At 51.8% G+C, this 15,429-nt stretch carries 14 protein-coding genes; 4 read left to right on the forward strand and 10 right to left on the reverse strand.

Features of this window, described 5'->3' with window-relative positions:
- Positions 1-237: 237 nt before the first annotated feature.
- Genes BSPA111_RS03340 through BSPA111_RS03350 form a run of 3 tightly spaced genes read left to right on the forward strand, consistent with a single transcriptional unit; the run spans position 238 to position 3,675 of the window.
- Positions 238-1,281, forward strand: coding sequence for an extracellular solute-binding protein (locus tag BSPA111_RS03340; protein ID WP_183269770.1), 1,044 nt, complete (start codon positions 238-240; stop codon positions 1,279-1,281).
- Positions 1,265-2,953 (forward strand): iron ABC transporter permease, encoded by a 1,689-nt coding sequence (locus BSPA111_RS03345; protein ID WP_183269771.1) that lies wholly within the window; start codon positions 1,265-1,267, stop codon positions 2,951-2,953. The genes BSPA111_RS03340 and BSPA111_RS03345 overlap by 17 nt, the downstream gene beginning before the upstream one ends.
- An 11-nt stretch (positions 2,954-2,964) precedes the next feature.
- A complete protein-coding gene (locus BSPA111_RS03350) occupies positions 2,965-3,675 on the forward strand; it encodes an ABC transporter ATP-binding protein (protein ID WP_183269772.1) in 711 nt (236 codons plus the stop codon).
- Positions 3,676-3,732: 57 nt separating this feature from the next.
- Here the strand turns inward: BSPA111_RS03350 and BSPA111_RS03355 are convergent, their stop codons facing one another.
- Genes BSPA111_RS03355 through BSPA111_RS03365 form a run of 3 tightly spaced genes read right to left on the reverse strand, consistent with a single transcriptional unit; the run spans position 3,733 to position 5,744 of the window.
- The gene (locus BSPA111_RS03355; RefSeq protein ID WP_183269773.1) at positions 3,733-4,041 is read right to left on the reverse strand and encodes a putative quinol monooxygenase; all 309 of its coding nucleotides are present in this window, start codon (positions 4,039-4,041) and stop codon (positions 3,733-3,735) included.
- Between the two features lie 2 nt (positions 4,042-4,043).
- The gene (gene nfsB / locus BSPA111_RS03360; protein WP_183269774.1) at positions 4,044-4,697 is read right to left on the reverse strand and encodes an oxygen-insensitive NAD(P)H nitroreductase; all 654 of its coding nucleotides are present in this window, start codon (positions 4,695-4,697) and stop codon (positions 4,044-4,046) included.
- Between the two features lie 39 nt (positions 4,698-4,736).
- Complete coding sequence (locus tag BSPA111_RS03365; RefSeq protein ID WP_183269775.1) at positions 4,737-5,744, reverse strand: zinc-binding alcohol dehydrogenase family protein; 1,008 nt, start codon at positions 5,742-5,744, stop codon at positions 4,737-4,739.
- Positions 5,745-5,843: 99 nt separating this feature from the next.
- Here BSPA111_RS03365 and BSPA111_RS03370 point away from each other — a divergent pair, with 99 nt between their 5' ends.
- Positions 5,844-6,755 (forward strand): LysR family transcriptional regulator, encoded by a 912-nt coding sequence (locus tag BSPA111_RS03370; RefSeq protein ID WP_183269776.1) that lies wholly within the window; start codon positions 5,844-5,846, stop codon positions 6,753-6,755.
- A gap of 41 nt (positions 6,756-6,796) precedes the next feature.
- On the opposite strand, the gene BSPA111_RS03375 is transcribed toward BSPA111_RS03370, so the two are convergent.
- The 7 genes from BSPA111_RS03375 to BSPA111_RS03405 all read right to left on the reverse strand — a co-directional run bounded on the left by BSPA111_RS03375 (position 6,797) and on the right by BSPA111_RS03405 (position 15,257).
- Positions 6,797-8,311 carry an AbgT family transporter gene (locus tag BSPA111_RS03375; protein WP_183269777.1) on the reverse strand — a complete coding sequence of 505 codons (1,515 nt, stop codon included), beginning with the start codon at positions 8,309-8,311 and terminating at the stop codon, positions 6,797-6,799.
- Between the two features lie 296 nt (positions 8,312-8,607).
- A complete protein-coding gene (locus BSPA111_RS03380) occupies positions 8,608-10,047 on the reverse strand; it encodes an EmmdR/YeeO family multidrug/toxin efflux MATE transporter (protein ID WP_183269778.1) in 1,440 nt (479 codons plus the stop codon).
- Between the two features lie 94 nt (positions 10,048-10,141).
- The gene (locus BSPA111_RS03385; RefSeq protein ID WP_183269779.1) at positions 10,142-10,858 is read right to left on the reverse strand and encodes an ABC transporter ATP-binding protein; all 717 of its coding nucleotides are present in this window, start codon (positions 10,856-10,858) and stop codon (positions 10,142-10,144) included.
- A complete protein-coding gene (locus tag BSPA111_RS03390; RefSeq protein ID WP_183269780.1) occupies positions 10,855-11,745 on the reverse strand; it encodes an ABC transporter ATP-binding protein in 891 nt (296 codons plus the stop codon). The genes BSPA111_RS03385 and BSPA111_RS03390 overlap by 4 nt, the downstream gene beginning before the upstream one ends.
- Positions 11,742-13,034 (reverse strand): high-affinity branched-chain amino acid ABC transporter permease LivM, encoded by a 1,293-nt coding sequence (livM, locus tag BSPA111_RS03395; protein ID WP_183269781.1) that lies wholly within the window; start codon positions 13,032-13,034, stop codon positions 11,742-11,744. The genes BSPA111_RS03390 and livM overlap by 4 nt, the downstream gene beginning before the upstream one ends.
- Positions 13,035-13,045: 11 nt before the next feature.
- Entirely contained in the window at positions 13,046-13,960 is a 915-nt protein-coding gene (locus tag BSPA111_RS03400) for a branched-chain amino acid ABC transporter permease LivH (protein WP_183269782.1), read from the reverse strand.
- Positions 13,961-14,135: 175 nt separating this feature from the next.
- Positions 14,136-15,257, reverse strand: a complete 1,122-nt coding sequence (locus BSPA111_RS03405; RefSeq protein ID WP_183269783.1) for a branched-chain amino acid ABC transporter substrate-binding protein — start codon at positions 15,255-15,257, stop codon at positions 14,136-14,138.
- Between the last annotated feature and the right edge of the window lie 172 nt (positions 15,258-15,429).

The following is a 15,429-nucleotide window of genomic DNA, read 5'->3' on the forward strand; positions in this document are numbered from 1 at the left end:
TTGCTTTTTGCTTTTTGCTTTTTGCTTTTTGGAAACAACACTCCTGTCCGTGAAATCTCCGTTGTATCAATCTGTGTGATCCAGCAAACCCTTCCAGTTAAAGTTATGTAAATGCGGACGTTCTGTGCACTTCTGCGATTGTAAACAATAGTGATTATCATTTATCTTGCGCCAGCCTGCAGGGATGCCTCTCTGCTCTGAATCCGATAAGTTCAAATCACTCAGGGATATATAACGATGAATGAGTTTGCTCAGCCTCGCACTGGACTGCGACGTATCACGCTTGCATCCGCACTGGTTTTCTCCGTTAGTCTGCCCGTTTTCGCACAAGGCGATCTGACGCTTTATACCACCCGCGAACCCGGCCTCATTCAGCCATTGCTGGATAGCTGGACACAATCCAGCGGCGTGAAAGTCAATACGGTTTACATCAAAGACGGCATGCTTGAGCGCGTCAAAGCGGAAGGGAAAAACTCCCCTGCCGACCTGTTGATGACCGTCGATGCGGGTAATCTCATTGATTTAGTTGAAGCAGGTGTCACGCAGCCAGTGGACTCTGCCATGCTCAAAACCGCCATCCCGGCAAACCTTCGTGGCGAAGATAACCAGTGGTTCGCGCTTTCAATGCGTGCCCGTGTGCTCTATGCAGATAAATCCCTGCCCATTGATAACTGGCATTACGAGCAACTTTCAAACCCTGAATACAAAGGCAAAGTTTGTATTCGTTCCGGACAACATCCGTATAACACAGCTCTTATTGCCGCGATGATTGCTCACCATGGTGAAGCAAAAACAGAAGAGTGGCTGCGCGGTGTGAAAGCAAATCTGGCACGTAAAGCCACGGGTGGCGATCGTGATGTTGCGCGCGACATTCTCGGGGGTATTTGCGATATCGGCCTGGCTAACTCCTACTATATTGGCCACATGAAAAACGCCAAAGAAGGCAGCGATGCACGCAAGTGGGGCGATGCGATTAAAGTGGTGAAACCCACCTTCGAACAAGGTGGCACACACGTCAATATCAGTGGGGCTGCTGTGGCCCGCTATGCACCGAATAAAGCCGAAGCAGTGAAACTGATGGAATACCTGGTTTCTGCTCCTGCCCAACAGATTTATGCCAAAGCGAACTTTGAGTATCCGGTTCTGAAAGGGGTGAATCTTGACCCGGTCATTAGCGCAACTATCGGTGAAATTGACGTCGATAAAATCCCGTTAACCGAGATCGTGAAACATCGTAAACAAGCGAGCCTGTTGGTAGATAAAGTTGGATTCGATCAATAAAACACTTCGTCTTCCGACGTTACGCGGCCTGTTTTCCGGGCCGCAGTCACTCTTAACGCCTCTGCACCTTGCCGCATTATGTATCGCGTTAGGTGTGCTGATGCCTATTGTTGCGCTTATCTGGCAGGCAACACAGGCTGATTTTTCGCACTGGGAAAATCTGGTCAATTTTGTCCTTCCCTCGGTGCTAAAAAATACCGTGCTGTTGCTGGCAGGTGTCGCCGTCATCGTGGGTGTGATTGGTGTGGGAAGCGCATGGGCCGTGACTGCCTGGGATTTCCCGGGGCGCAAAATCCTCAATTGGGCGCTGTTATTGCCGCTGGCCATGCCGACCTATATCGTGGCCTTCGCCTGGCTCGATTTGCTCCATCCCATCGGCCCACTGCAAACATTCCTCCGCTTTTTACTTGGATATGACAGCCCGCGACAGTTCCGCCTTCCTGACTTACGTTCACTTCCGGGTGCGATTATTCTGTTGGGGCTGGTGCTGTATCCGTACGTCTATCTGACCACTCGCGCCATGTTTATCAGCCAACCTGCGCATCTGTTGGAGGCGGCTCGCACGTTAGGATGCAGCGCGGCAGGCACCTTCTTTCGTGTGGCACTGCCGATGGCCCGCCCGGCTCTGGCAGTCGGAATCAGTCTGTCGCTTCTGGAAACGCTCAATGATATTGGTGCATCTGAATTTCTTGGCGTTCAAACCTTAACCGTCACGGTTTATACCACCTGGATTTCGCGTTCAGATTTGGCTTCGGCGGCGCAAATCGCCTGCATGATGCTGATGTTTATTTTCTGCATCCTGACGCTTGAGTTTTATGGCCGTAAAAAGCAAGGGTTTAGCAGCCGAAACCTACGTGAGATTCAACCGACACCGATACGCGGTTGGCGGGGTTGGTTGCTTGGCGCTGTTATCGCCCTGCCCGTCATTCTGGGCTTTGTTGCGCCGGTGATTTTTCTGGCGTGGGAGAGTATTAAACGTTTGGGTGAACAAAACCCGCTCTCACCTTCATTGCTTTCTGCGTTACAAAATACCTTGTCGCTGGCTGCGGGAACCACGCTGGTAGTGGTTTGTGTCAGTTTACTGGTGGCATGGAGCGCGCGCCACAGTGCAGCAGACAACACGATGTCAGGCTTTCGCCGTGGTGTCATGCGTCTTGCGTCATTGGGTTACGCGGTTCCAGGCACCATACTGGCCATTGGTTTTCTCACTCCAGCGATGGCCGTGGATCGATGGCTGGCGGACTTGCTCGAGATTCGCGGTTTACCGCTCATGTCTGCCGGTATCTTATTGGTCATCTGTTGTGCGATGCGTTTTCAGGCCATTGCCATTGGCGCACTGGATTCCGGGCTTAGCCGCATTCCCCCTTCTCTGGAACAGGCATCAAGATTGCTCGGGGAAAATGGCGCGGGAACCTTTGCCAGAATTCATTTCCCGTTGCTGCGCCCAGCGCTGGTCAGCAGTGCATTATTGGTGTTCGCCGATGCCATGAAAGAACTGCCGACTACCTTACTTTTGCGCCCGGTAAACTTTGAGACATTAGCGACACTGTTATACGCAGAAGCGGCGCGGGGAACCTACGAAGAAGGGGCTATCGCCGCCTTGATGATCGTTCTCACGGGCACGTTACCGGTTATTTTACTGGTGCGTCACCAGATGACGCGTCAGGGCTAGAGGAACGATTTATGTCAGAAATTGCGTTACGTCTTCAGGATGTGCACGTTGCCTACGGCAACAGCCAACATTCTGTTCTGAAAGGGTTTTCGATGTCGGTGCGCAAGGGTGAACTGGCCTGCCTGCTGGGTGCATCCGGCTGTGGGAAAACGACCGTTCTGCGGGCTGTTGCCGGTTTTGAACGGCTGCAACACGGTGAAATTTATGTTTCGCAACGACGCGTCGCGGCGCCTGGAATTCATCTTCCCCCTGAGAAACGCCATGTTGGCATGGTATTTCAGGAATACGCGTTATTCCCGCATCTGACTGCGCAGCAAAACGTGGCATTTGGCCTGCGTCGCCTGCCACGCGATGAGCAACATGCACGTGTCACTGAACTGCTCAGAATGGTGGATTTACACAGCCATGCCAGCCACTACCCACACGAATTATCCGGCGGGCAACAACAGCGTATTGCATTAGCGCGAGCACTGGCACCGAATCCCGAGATCCTGCTGCTCGATGAACCGTTTTCCAGTCTTGATAAACAAACGCGCGAACGCCTTGGCCGCGAGGTGCGGGATATTTTGCGCAATGCGGGGCAAACAGCGCTGTTGGTCACTCACAGTGAACATGAAGCCCATCTGATGGCTGACCATATCGGTTATGTGCGACAGGGTCAGTTTCGTGCGGGTGAAAAAACGCTGAAAGTGGTGAGTACTGAAGTGAATTCCACCTTGTAAAAAACGCTGCGCTAACCCGACGTTGTACAAACAATTAGCGCAGCGATCCGGTATTAACTAAATTTGCGGCTCAATGGCATTCAAACGCACTAACTGCAAAGGCTCTGCCAGTAACGCATCCATCTGCTGCACAAACGCCTGAAAATGCGGCAGTGCGATGTGGGCATCCAGGGCTTCCTGCCCTTTCCAGGATTCGCGCATATAAAACACATCAGGTGTTTCCTGAAGCTGGAATAATGCGTAATCCAGGCATCCCTCTTCCTGCCGCGTCGGTACAATCAACGCCTGCAAGGCTGATTTAAGCGACTCGCGACACCCCGCTTTTGCTTTCAGCACCGCAATAATCGACAGCGTGTTATCGGCCATGCTTAGCACTCCGTTAAGATTTCGCTGAACTCAAGGCGTGATTTTGGCAGTGCGGCGTTAAAGTCTTCCACGCTGCGATAACCGATAGGCACGATGACCAGGCTGGTGAAGCCTTTTTCACGCAATCCAAACTCTTCATCCAGAGTACGGGCGTCAAAACCTTCAATCGGCACGGCGTCGATGTTCAGCGTGGATACACCCAACAGGAAATTCCCGACATTGAGATAAACTTGTTTTTCCATCCAATGCTGCGCATCTTTCAAATCAAAACGGTGCATATTGACGAAATAAGAACGGCCTTTGTGTTGCCCTTCCATTGCCTGCTGGCTGGCAAAACGGCCATCCGCATTTTCTTTATCCAGCAGCGTGGAGAGATGCTGCTCATCAATGCTGGTTTTGGCACAGAACACCACAACATGCGAAGCATCAAGTACTTTGCGTTCGTTGAAGACGTAAAAACCCGCTGTCGCCTTAGCAATGCGCGCTTTAGCTTCTGGCGTGCTGGCCAAAATAAAATGCCACGGCTGTGAGTTAGTACTGGACGGACTCAGGCGCAGTAACTCCTTCACTTTTTCAATGTTTTCGTCACTGATTTTTTTGCTTGGGTCAAATGCTTTTGTTGAATAGCGTGATGCTGCTGATTGAATGATATCCATCATATTACCTGTATATTTTTCGTTATGATTATTATGAAGTTAGAAACCTTCGAGCACGATTTTACCGACCGCGCGATGGGTTTCAATTAATTCATGGGCCCGACGCAGATTTGCGGCATTAATGGTGCCGAAATGTTCGCCAAGGGTCGTTTGCAGCACGCGCTGGTCAATCAATTCAGCCACGCGAGTCAACAGGTGGTGCTGCTCAACCATGTCGTGAGTTTCGAACATTGAACGGGTAAACATAAATTCCCAGTGCAATGAAATACTTTTCACCTTCAGCGGACGCGCATCCAGCGTGTCAGGGTCGTCAATCAACGCCAGTTTCCCTTGTGGTGCCAGCACCTCAATCAACTGCGTGTAATGCTGCTCAGTCTGATTCAGGCTCGCAACATGGGTAACCTGTTTCACCCCAATACGTGCCAGTTCTTCCGTCAGCGGTTTGCTGTGGTCGATAACATGATGCGCGCCTAAATCAGTGACCCATTTTTGGCTTTGCGGACGTGACGCCGTGCCAATCACGGTGATGTTGGTGAGCTGACGCGCCAGCTGCGTCAAAATTGAACCCACGCCACCTGCCGCGCCAACAATCAGCAGCACATCGTTTTCACTACCGCCTTCTTTTACCCCCAGACGGTCAAACAACATTTCCCATGCCGTGATCGCCGTTAAAGGCAGTGCGGCGGCAGACGCGTTATCAATGGATTTAGGTTTCAGTGCCACGATGCGTTCATCCACCAGCTGGAATTCGCTATTGCTTCCAGGGCGAGTCAACGAACCGGCGTACCACACTTCATCACCCGGCTTAAACAGGGTGACGGCTTCACCCGTTGAGACCACCACACCGACCGCATCCCAGCCCAACACTCGTGGCTGATCAGCTTTAAAACCCGCGCGAACTTTGGTATCCACCGGATTCACCGAAATGGCTTTCACTTCGACCAGTAAATCATGGCCTGAGGCGACAGGTGTCGGTAAAGTGACCTCGCTGAGAAAATCTACATTGCTGCCCGCCTGCGCGGCCTGAGTAATAGCGATAGCTTTCATTGGGTGCTCCAGAGACTAAATGAATAAACTCATGGTACAAGGTGTGTTGCGGGCGAAAAATAGTCCCTGGAAAACAACACTTATACTCGGAGAGTTAAAATGCTCAGGTTGGAAGACCTCACTTTGTTTGTCAGGGCCGCCGCCTTAAACAGTTTTAGCGACACCGCGCGCGAAGCAGGATTGCAGCCTGCGCAGGTCAGCACCGCCATCAAACGCCTTGAGCAATCGCTGAATATCCGTCTCTTCGCCCGTTCAACGCGCAGCCTGAGACTGACGCCAGAAGGTGAAATCTGGCTGCCGTACGCCATCAGCACCCTGCAAACTCTGGAAGCGGGATTTGAGCAAATCCAACCTGCACGTGACGAAGTGCGTGGCGTGCTGCAAATTGCCGTTCCTTCCGACCTCGGGCGCAATCTGTTGCTGGCGGTATTTCAAGCCTTTCGCCGCGAACATCCGGCGCTGCAACTGAAAATATTGTTCTCCGACCAAGTGACAGACGTGTTTAAAGATCCGGTGGATGTGGCTTTCCGTTATGGCAATAACGACGACGCCTCTTATGTGGCATTACCGCTTGCCCCGCATAACCACCGGGTTATCGTGGCAGCGCCATCGTATCTCGAACGTTGCGGCGAGCCTAAAACCCTCAGCGATCTGGTGTCGCATGACGCGCTGACCTATGCGATCCGTGGGCGGGTTTATGATAAATGGACGCTCAGCCTGAATGGCGACGCACACCATGTCGCGGTGAAAAGCGCGATGATGAGTGATGATGCGGAAGTGATTCGCCGGTTAGCCGTCGCAGGTGAAGGGATTGCCTATAAATCCTGGCTGGATGTCAGTGAAGACGTTATCGAAGGTCGTCTGAAGATTATTTTGCCTCAGTATCAAGGCGATAGCGTTCCGCTTACGATGATTTGCCCACACCGTAAACAGCTTTCGGCCACGGTTAGGCTGTTACATGAAGCGGTAAAGCAGCGCTGCGATATTCTGCAAAACTTGCGACCCGCTTAAAAGAAAACCGGCCACAATCGTGGCCGGTGAGATTCACGCAATTACTGAATCGGATAGGTATACGGCGCGTTTACGCCCAACGGCAAGCCAAGAGCCCACCACACCAACAAGAAGATGCTCCAGCAGGTAAAGAAGATCACCGAGTACGGCATCATCATCGAAACCAGCGTACCCACACCGGTGGACTTCACATAGCGTTGGCAATACACCACCACCAGCGGGAAGAACACCATCAGCGGAGTAATAATGTTGGTGGTCGAGTCACCCACACGGAACGCGGCCTGCGTCAGTTCCGGGGAGATCCCAACCGCCATCAGCATTGGCACCATTATTGGTGACAACAGCGCCCATTTCGCCGATGCCGAACCAATCAGGATGTTCACCATCGCCGTCAGGAGGATCATGCCAATAATGGTGGCTTCACCCGGCAATGCCATGGTCTTCAGCACATCCGCGCCCGCCAGCGCAATCAACGTACCAATATTGGAATCACCAAACGCTTTGATGAACATGGCGCAGAAGAATGCCATTACCATGTACGAACCCATTTTGCTCATGGACTCATTCATCGCATTGATAACATCTTTACCACTGCTGAATGTCCCGGCGACAAAACCGTAAACAATGCCAGGGATAATAAAGATCAAGAAAATCAATGGCACGATGGATTTCATGATCGGCGCGCCGTAGCTGGTCAGTGAACCATCGCTTGCACGCAGCAGTGACGTTTCAGGCCATGCAAGAGCCGCAAGCCCCGCCAGACCCAGAATCATCACCAGGCCTGCCACTTTAAAACCACGGCTTTCCTGTACGCTGTAAGAACTCATATCTTCGTTATGCTGATAATCCCCGTCAATTTCCAGCTTTGACACGCGCGGCTCAACAATACGTTCCGTAACCCACCAGCCGACCAGGGTAATCATCACCGTAGAACCGATGCCGAAGAACAGGTTACACAGCGTGTTGACGGTATAAGTGTTATCCAGTAATTGTGCCGCCGTCTGGGTAAAACCTTGCAGCAACGCATCGTTACCGGTTGGCACCATGTTCGCAGCAAAACCACCCGATACCCCGGCAAATGCCGCCGCAATCCCCGCTAACGGGTGGCGTCCGACAGACATAAAAATAATCGCGCCCAATGGAATAACCAGCACGTAACCCGCATCCGCAGCCACATGGCTAAACATTGCGACGAAGATAATCATTGGGGTTAGCAGTTTCTTCGGCGTCACACGCAGCATTTTTTTCAGGCCGGTATTAATAAAACCTGAGCTTTCCGCCACGCCCACACCCAGCATCGCAACTAGTACGATACCCAGCGGTGCAAAACTGGTAAACGTGGTGACCATCGAAGAAAGGGTGACCGTTAATGCCTGCGGTGAAAGCAGGTTATTAATCTTAACGGCTTCGTGGGTGACAGGATTGATGACATCAAAATCGACGGTAGAAAGCACCGCAGACATCGCCATCACCACCAGTAAAAAATAGAAGAAGATCAAAGCGGGTTCGGGTAATTTATTCCCTGCTTTCTCAACAGCGTTGAGAAATCCTGTCATTAGACGACCTTCCGTGTTCCTTGTCGTTGTACTCATTCCTACCTCTTCTCGCTGTTACATTCATAAAAGTGATTGCTCATCGCAATTAATAACATTTTAGAATAATTTACAGCGACTAACTTTACGTTAATAGTCAAAACGAGATATCGACAGGTGATAGATATCAACTTTTTAAAAAATGACCAGATATTGAGTTGGAAAACAACGAAAAACACAGAATAAAAATCGGATGCTGCTGCGCTAATCATCCGATCGAAAAAAGCGGTAACAGGAGAGTTTGCGCAGCAACATCCCCTTTACGTTTTAGGAAGAGGTTCTTTTTTAAGACGCGGATATTTTTTTAGCCAGCGGCCACTTACCATGCGCCAGTAGAACAACACGCCACGCACCGTCCAGTCGAAGAACATCCCCATCCAGACACCCACCACGCCCATTCCCAACACAATGCCTAATGTGTAACCTGCCACGACCCGGCAACCCCACATACTCGCCATGGAAACCCACATGGCAAAGCGGGCATCACGCGCCCCTTTCAGCCCGGCAGGTAAGACCCAGGAGGCCGCCCAAATAGGCATAAATGCGGCATTCAACCAAATCAGAATTTTGACGACTTCTTTGACATCATCTTCGTGGGTGTAGAACGACGCCATCAGTCCCGCAAACGGCGCAGTTCCCCAGGCAATAATCGTCAGGCCAAGCGTAGAAAGCCAAAATACATGACGCAGTTGCCGTTCTGCCTGGCCAATTTGCCCTTTGCCAAGACGTTTGCCGACAATAATGGTGGATGCCGAGCCAAGGGCGTTCCCCGGCAAGTTAATCAACGCGGCAATCGAGAAAGCGATAAAGTTACCGGCAATGACGTTGGTCCCCATTCCGGCAACAAACATTTGCGTCAGCAATTTACCGGCGTTAAACAACACCGATTCGATACTGGCGGGAATACCAATCCCCAGCACTTCCCACAAAATGCCGATTTTGAGCGGTCGGAAATAACTTTTCAGCGAGATACGCAACGATGGGGCAATCCCCACCACCAGCACGTAAATAAAGCCCAGCGCACCGATATAGCGCGAAATGGTCAGCCCTAATCCCGCGCCAAAAAAGCCCAGTCCGTTCCAGCCGAGCGCGCCGTAAATCAATACGCTACTGATAATAATGTTGAGAATATTCATCCCGCCGTTAATCAGTAACGGGATTTTGGTATTTCCTGCCCCACGCAACGCACCGCTGCTGATAAGCGCAATGGCCGCCGCCGGATAACTCCACACCGTCGTCTGGAGATAAGAGAGCGCAAGCGCCTTCACTTCTGGGGTGGCTGCACCGGCAATAATATTGACCACATGTTCACCCGCAAGGTGAATCCCTACCGCCAGCCCGATAGCAATAATCGTCATCAGGATCAGCGACTGACGTGCTGCGTCACGCGCACGTTTTGGGTCACGCTTACCAAGACTGAACGCCACCACCACTGTGGTACCGAGATCGACTGCGGCAAAGAATGCCATGATGACCATGTTGAAGCTGTCAGCCAGGCCTACGCCCGCCATCGCCTCTTTACCCAACCAACTCACGAGGAAAGTACTCAACACCCCCATCAGTAAAACGCAGGTGTTTTCCATGAAAATAGGTACGGCGAGCGGGGTAATTTCGCGCCAGAACAGGACTCGATAGCTTTTTCGTTTGGTATACCAACGCGTGTTAGCCACGCGCTGGCGTAGTGCTGCTTGTAAGTTCAAGATTGACCTTGGGGAGGAAAGTGAAACCACATTTCAAATAATGATTTAGTCTTCATGATCCTGCAAAGTATTTTTGTATATATCCTTCATTCTTCTATACCCCACCTAAATAGGCTTTGCGCACCTCCTGATTCCCTAACAACTCCTCGCCGCTGCCACTCAGGCGAATCTGCCCATTTGCCATCACATAACCACGGTCGGACAGTTTCAACGCATGGTGCGCGTTTTGTTCGACGAGGAAAATCGTCATGCCATTTTGCGCAAGTTCGCGCAGCGTCTGAAAAATTTGCTTCACCACAATAGGTGCTAACCCAAGACTGGGCTCATCGAGCAGCAACAGTTTCGGGCGACTCATCAGCGCACGGGCTATCGCCAGCATTTGCTGTTCACCACCGGACATCGTCATCGCTCGCTGTTTGCGGCGCTCTTTTAAACGAGGGAAAAGGTCGAACATCGTTTGCAGATCCTGGGCGGCAAATTGGTTACCAATAGGAATAGTGCCCATCAGCAGATTTTCCTCGACCGTCATATCGGGGAAAATTCGCCGCCCTTCAGGGGCCTGAGCAATACCGCCCGAGGCGACAAAATGCGTAGACTTGTGGCTGATGTCATCACCGCGAAACAGTATCTGCCCGTGACGAATGCGCGGCTGGCCAAAAATTGACATCAACAGCGTCGATTTCCCTGCCCCATTCGCCCCTATCAGCGCCACGGTTTCGCCTTCATTAACCTGCAATGAGACCTGTTTTAGCGCCTGAATTGCGCCATAAAAAACATCTACACCACGAAACTCCAGCATCGCCTCACTCATACAGTGACCTCGTCTTCGTCGGTGCCCAGATAGGCGGCAATGACTTTCTCATTATGTTGTATTTCTTCAGGTTTCCCCTGCGCAATCACATCCCCGTGGTCGAGCACAATAATGTGGTCGGAAATCTCCATCACCATGCCCATATCATGTTCAATGAGTAACACCGTGATGTCGTGATGGTCGCGCAAAAAACGAATGATTTTACTGAGCGTACGCGTTTCAACCGGATTCAGACCCGCCGCCGGTTCATCAAGGCAGATCATTTCCGGTGCGGTACACATCGCGCGGGCAATCTCGAGCCGTCGCTGCTGTCCATAAGACATTTCCCCCGCTAATCGGTTGGCACAATCCACCAGTTCCACCACTTCCAGCCAGTAAAACGCGCGATCCAGCGCACGGCTTTCAGCCCGCCGATACGCAGGAGTATTTAGCACACCGGCCAGCAAATTGCGGTTCACCTGCATGTGTTGCGCCACCAGCAGGTTTTCGACCACCGACATTTCCCGGAACAAACGGATATTCTGAAAGGTTCGTGCAAGCCCTGCACGGTTCACAAGATGCGTGCCACCAAACATTTTATAAAACAGACGCTGCCCGAGCTGTGCCGGATTAATCCAGTCGCCGGGCTGGAATTTCTGTCCCAGCACCTGTATCACATTGGTGGTTTTGTCATGCGTGTTAAACAAAATATTGCCGCCAGAGGCTTTGTAAAAACCGGTCAGGCAGTTAAAGACCGTGGTTTTTCCTGCACCATTGGGGCCAATAAGCGCAGTAATCGAGCCGCGACGCACTTCAAGGTTCACGTCGTTCAGTGCTTTAATACCACCAAAGTGCATCATCAAATGCTCGACGCTTAAAATCATTTCGCTGACTGAGGCGTTGATCATGGCGACACTCCTTTGCGCACCGTAAAACCGCTACGGTTAATGCGAATCAGGCCGCGTGGCCGCCAAATCATCATCACCACCATCAACATGCCGAACAGCAACACGCGATACTCGGCGAAGCTGCGCAGCAGTTCCGGTGTCACCGTCAGCACAAACGCGGCCAGTACCACGCCAATCGTTGAGCCCATCCCGCCCAGTACGACAATGGCGAGAATCAATGCAGACTCAAAGAAGGTGAACGATGTCGGGTTAACAAAACCCTGATAAGTCGCAAAAAACACCCCTGCGATCCCCGCAGTGGACGCCCCCAGCGTAAAGGCCGACAGCTTAACCAGAACATGATTAAGACCCATCGAGCGGCAGGCAATTTCGTCTTCGCGTAATGCCTCCCAGGCACGGCCAATCGGCATGCGCGTCAATCGGTGTTTGATATACAGCACCACCAACACCACCAGCACCAAAATGGTGTAGATAAAAATAAACTTCAGGTTGGGGTTATAGGTGAGGTTAAAGAACTCATGGAAAGGGATGCCGCCCTCCTCTTTCGCACGCCGCCCAAATTCCAAGCCAAAAAGCGTGGGTGAAGGCGCCGAAATCCCGTTCGGGCCGCCGGTAAACGTCAGCCAGTTGTTCAACACCAGACGGATGATTTCCCCAAACCCCAGCGTCACAATCGCCAGATAATCGCCATGCATACGTAACACCGGGAAGCCGAGTAACGCCCCAGCCGCTGCCGCCATCAACGCCGACAGTGGCAACATTGTCCAGAAGCCCAGCCCAAGATACTGATACCCCAACGCCAGGCCATACGCACCAATGGCATAAAAGGCGACGTAACCTAAATCCAGCAAACCGGCGAGGCCGACCACGATATTCAAACCCAGGCCGAGCAATACATAAATCAGCCCGAGGATCGCCACCGTCAACACGTATTTAGTCGCGACAAACGGAAAGCAAATCGCCAGTCCAATCACTAACGGAATGATCCAGCGCATGCGGCTTTTGTACTCCGGCGGTCGCACATAGACACCCGAGTTATCCGTTTCAAAACGGCTGAGAAAACGCTCCCCCGTCGCCGTTGTCAAAAACGCACTCAACAAAAAACGTCCGACCATCACCACCGCAATGATGGCGAGCAGACGCCGCCCATTAAAGTTAAAGCTGTAACCATCAAGCACCACGCCGACAATCGGACCAAAGACTATCAACGCGACCATGCCCGCAAAAACCGCATCCAGCAGGCAGCGTTTAAGAGGGAAACTCTCGCGTAATTCCGTTTCAGATACCATGCTTTGCTCCCTCATACTTTGGCTACCATAGGCCGGCCAAGCAGCCCTTGAGGACGGAAAATGAGGATCACCACCAGTAACCCGAACGAGAACACATCTTTATAATCTGAATTCACCATCCCGGAGAATTGCGCCTCAGCAATCCCGAGGATTAAGCCCCCCAGCATCGCGCCTGGCAACGAACCGATGCCCCCCAACACGGCCGCGGTGAACGCTTTAATACCGATAATAAAACCGGCGTAAAAATCAAAAGTGCCGTAGTTCATGGTGATAAGCACCCCTGCTAGCCCCGCCATCGACGCGCCGATAACAAACACGGTTGAGATAATACGGTCAGCATTAATCCCCAAAATCGAGGCCATTTTCCGGTCCTGCTGCACCGCGCGGCACATGCGTCCGAGGCGCGTATTGCCAATAACCCAGGTGAGCAGCAACATCCCCGTAAACGAGGCAATCAAAATAAAGACTTTGGTGTAGGTGATTTGCACGAAACCCTCACCAATATGAAAACGGAAAACGCCATCGAGCATGGTAGGGATCCCTTGCTGGCGCGGGCCCTGGCTGATTTGTGCGTAGTTTTGCAAGATGAGCGACATGCCGATTGCGGAGATCAGCGGCGCCAAACGTGTGGAGTTGCGTAGTGGTTTATAGGCGATGCGTTCAATCGTCCAGCCGTACACCCCCGTCACGACAATGGTGAACACCAGAGTGCCGAGGATCAGTAACGGAAACGAGTGCAACCCGAAGAATGACAGCAGCGCTAGCCCAATGGCGCACAGGTATGCGGAGATCATATACACTTCGCCGTGCGCGAAGTTGATCATGCCAATAATGCCGTAAACCATGGTGTAGCCGATGGCTATCAGCCCGTAGACAGAGCCCAGCGTTACGCCATTTACCAACTGTTGCAGGAAGAATGCGTCCATAATCAGGCGTCTCTTTTAGTGGCTGCGTATACCCTTCATACTTCAAGTTGCAGGGTATAAGGCGTAGTTGTTGCAGTCAGTTTGGACCCGGCCAGCGCGCAAGAACCGCAGCGTACATAAAGTACGTGAGGATTCTGAGCACTGCCCGGGTTCAAAATGGCAAATAAAACAAGCCTTATTGGACTTCGGTGTACTTGCCCTTATCATCCCACTGATAAACCACATAATCCGAGACTTTCAGGTCGCCTTTGTTATCCCAGGCTTTTTTGCCCATGACGGTATCAACCGGATTGGCTTTCAGCCAGGCACTGGCTTTCGCTGAATCGGTGCCGCCGGTGGCTTTGAATGCCGCAGCAATGGCCTGGACTGACGCGTAGGAATAAAGGGTGTAGCCTTCTGGCTCGAATTTACTGGCGCGGAATTTGTCGATAACGGCTTTGCCTTCCGGGAGTAAACGCGGGTCTTTGCCGAAGGTCATATAAATGCCGTTAGTGTATTGCGGGCCACCGGCAGCCGTGACCATCTCTTCGTTGACAATACAGTCGCCGGAGAAGAATTTAGCCTGGACGCCTTGCTCACGCATCTGACGAACCAGCGGCCCTGCTTCCGGATGACATCCCCCGAAGAACACCACATCAGGTTTTTGCGCACTGATTTTGGTCACCAGCGCGTTAAAGTCTTTTTCACCGCGAGACAAACCTTCGTACATCACGTCATTCACACCGCGTTTTGCCAGTGCCGCTTTGGTAGCATCCGCCAGCCCCTGCCCGTAGGTATCTTTGTCATGAATAATGACGACGCGTTTGGCTTTGAGCTTATCAATGATGAAATCGCTGGCGACCTGCCCTTGCTGGTCATCGCGCCCACACATGCGGAACATGTCATTCATCTTGCGTTCGGTAATGAGCGGGTTAGTTGACCCTGGCGTGATGGCGATGATCCCCGCATCGTTATACACCTCAGAGGCCGGCATGGTGGATGATGAACAGAAGTGGCCTACCACCGCTTTGACTTTATCCTGGTCAACCAGGCGGTTAGCCACGGAGACAGCCTGTTTAGGTTCGCAAGCATCATCCCCCTGAACCAGTTTGATTTTTTCGCCGTTGATCCCGCCTGCGGCGTTAATGTCTTCAGCGGCTTGCGTCGCACCATGCCAGTATTGATCGCCATAGGTCGCATTTGGCCCAGTGAACGGCCCCGCGACACCAATAACAATATCGGCCTGGGCGGAGAACGCCGTCACCAGGCAACCTGCCAACACAAGAGAAAGAGGACTTCTGATTAATTTCAGCGACATTTGAATGTTCCTTAGCAAAAAAGCAAAGAGGTTTATGCACAACGGTTTAAGAGCCATTTCAAAAGCAAAAACGCGAACAAAATGCACTAAATGGATGACATCCTGACAAATTCCTGTGGCGGGGTTTCCCTACATTTTCACAGCCCATACATTAAGCAAAATAGTTGCCAAC

Origin of the sequence: Buttiauxella sp. A111 (assembly GCF_014189855.1) — a bacterium.
GTDB classification, from domain to species: Bacteria; Pseudomonadota; Gammaproteobacteria; order Enterobacterales; family Enterobacteriaceae; genus Buttiauxella; species Buttiauxella selenatireducens.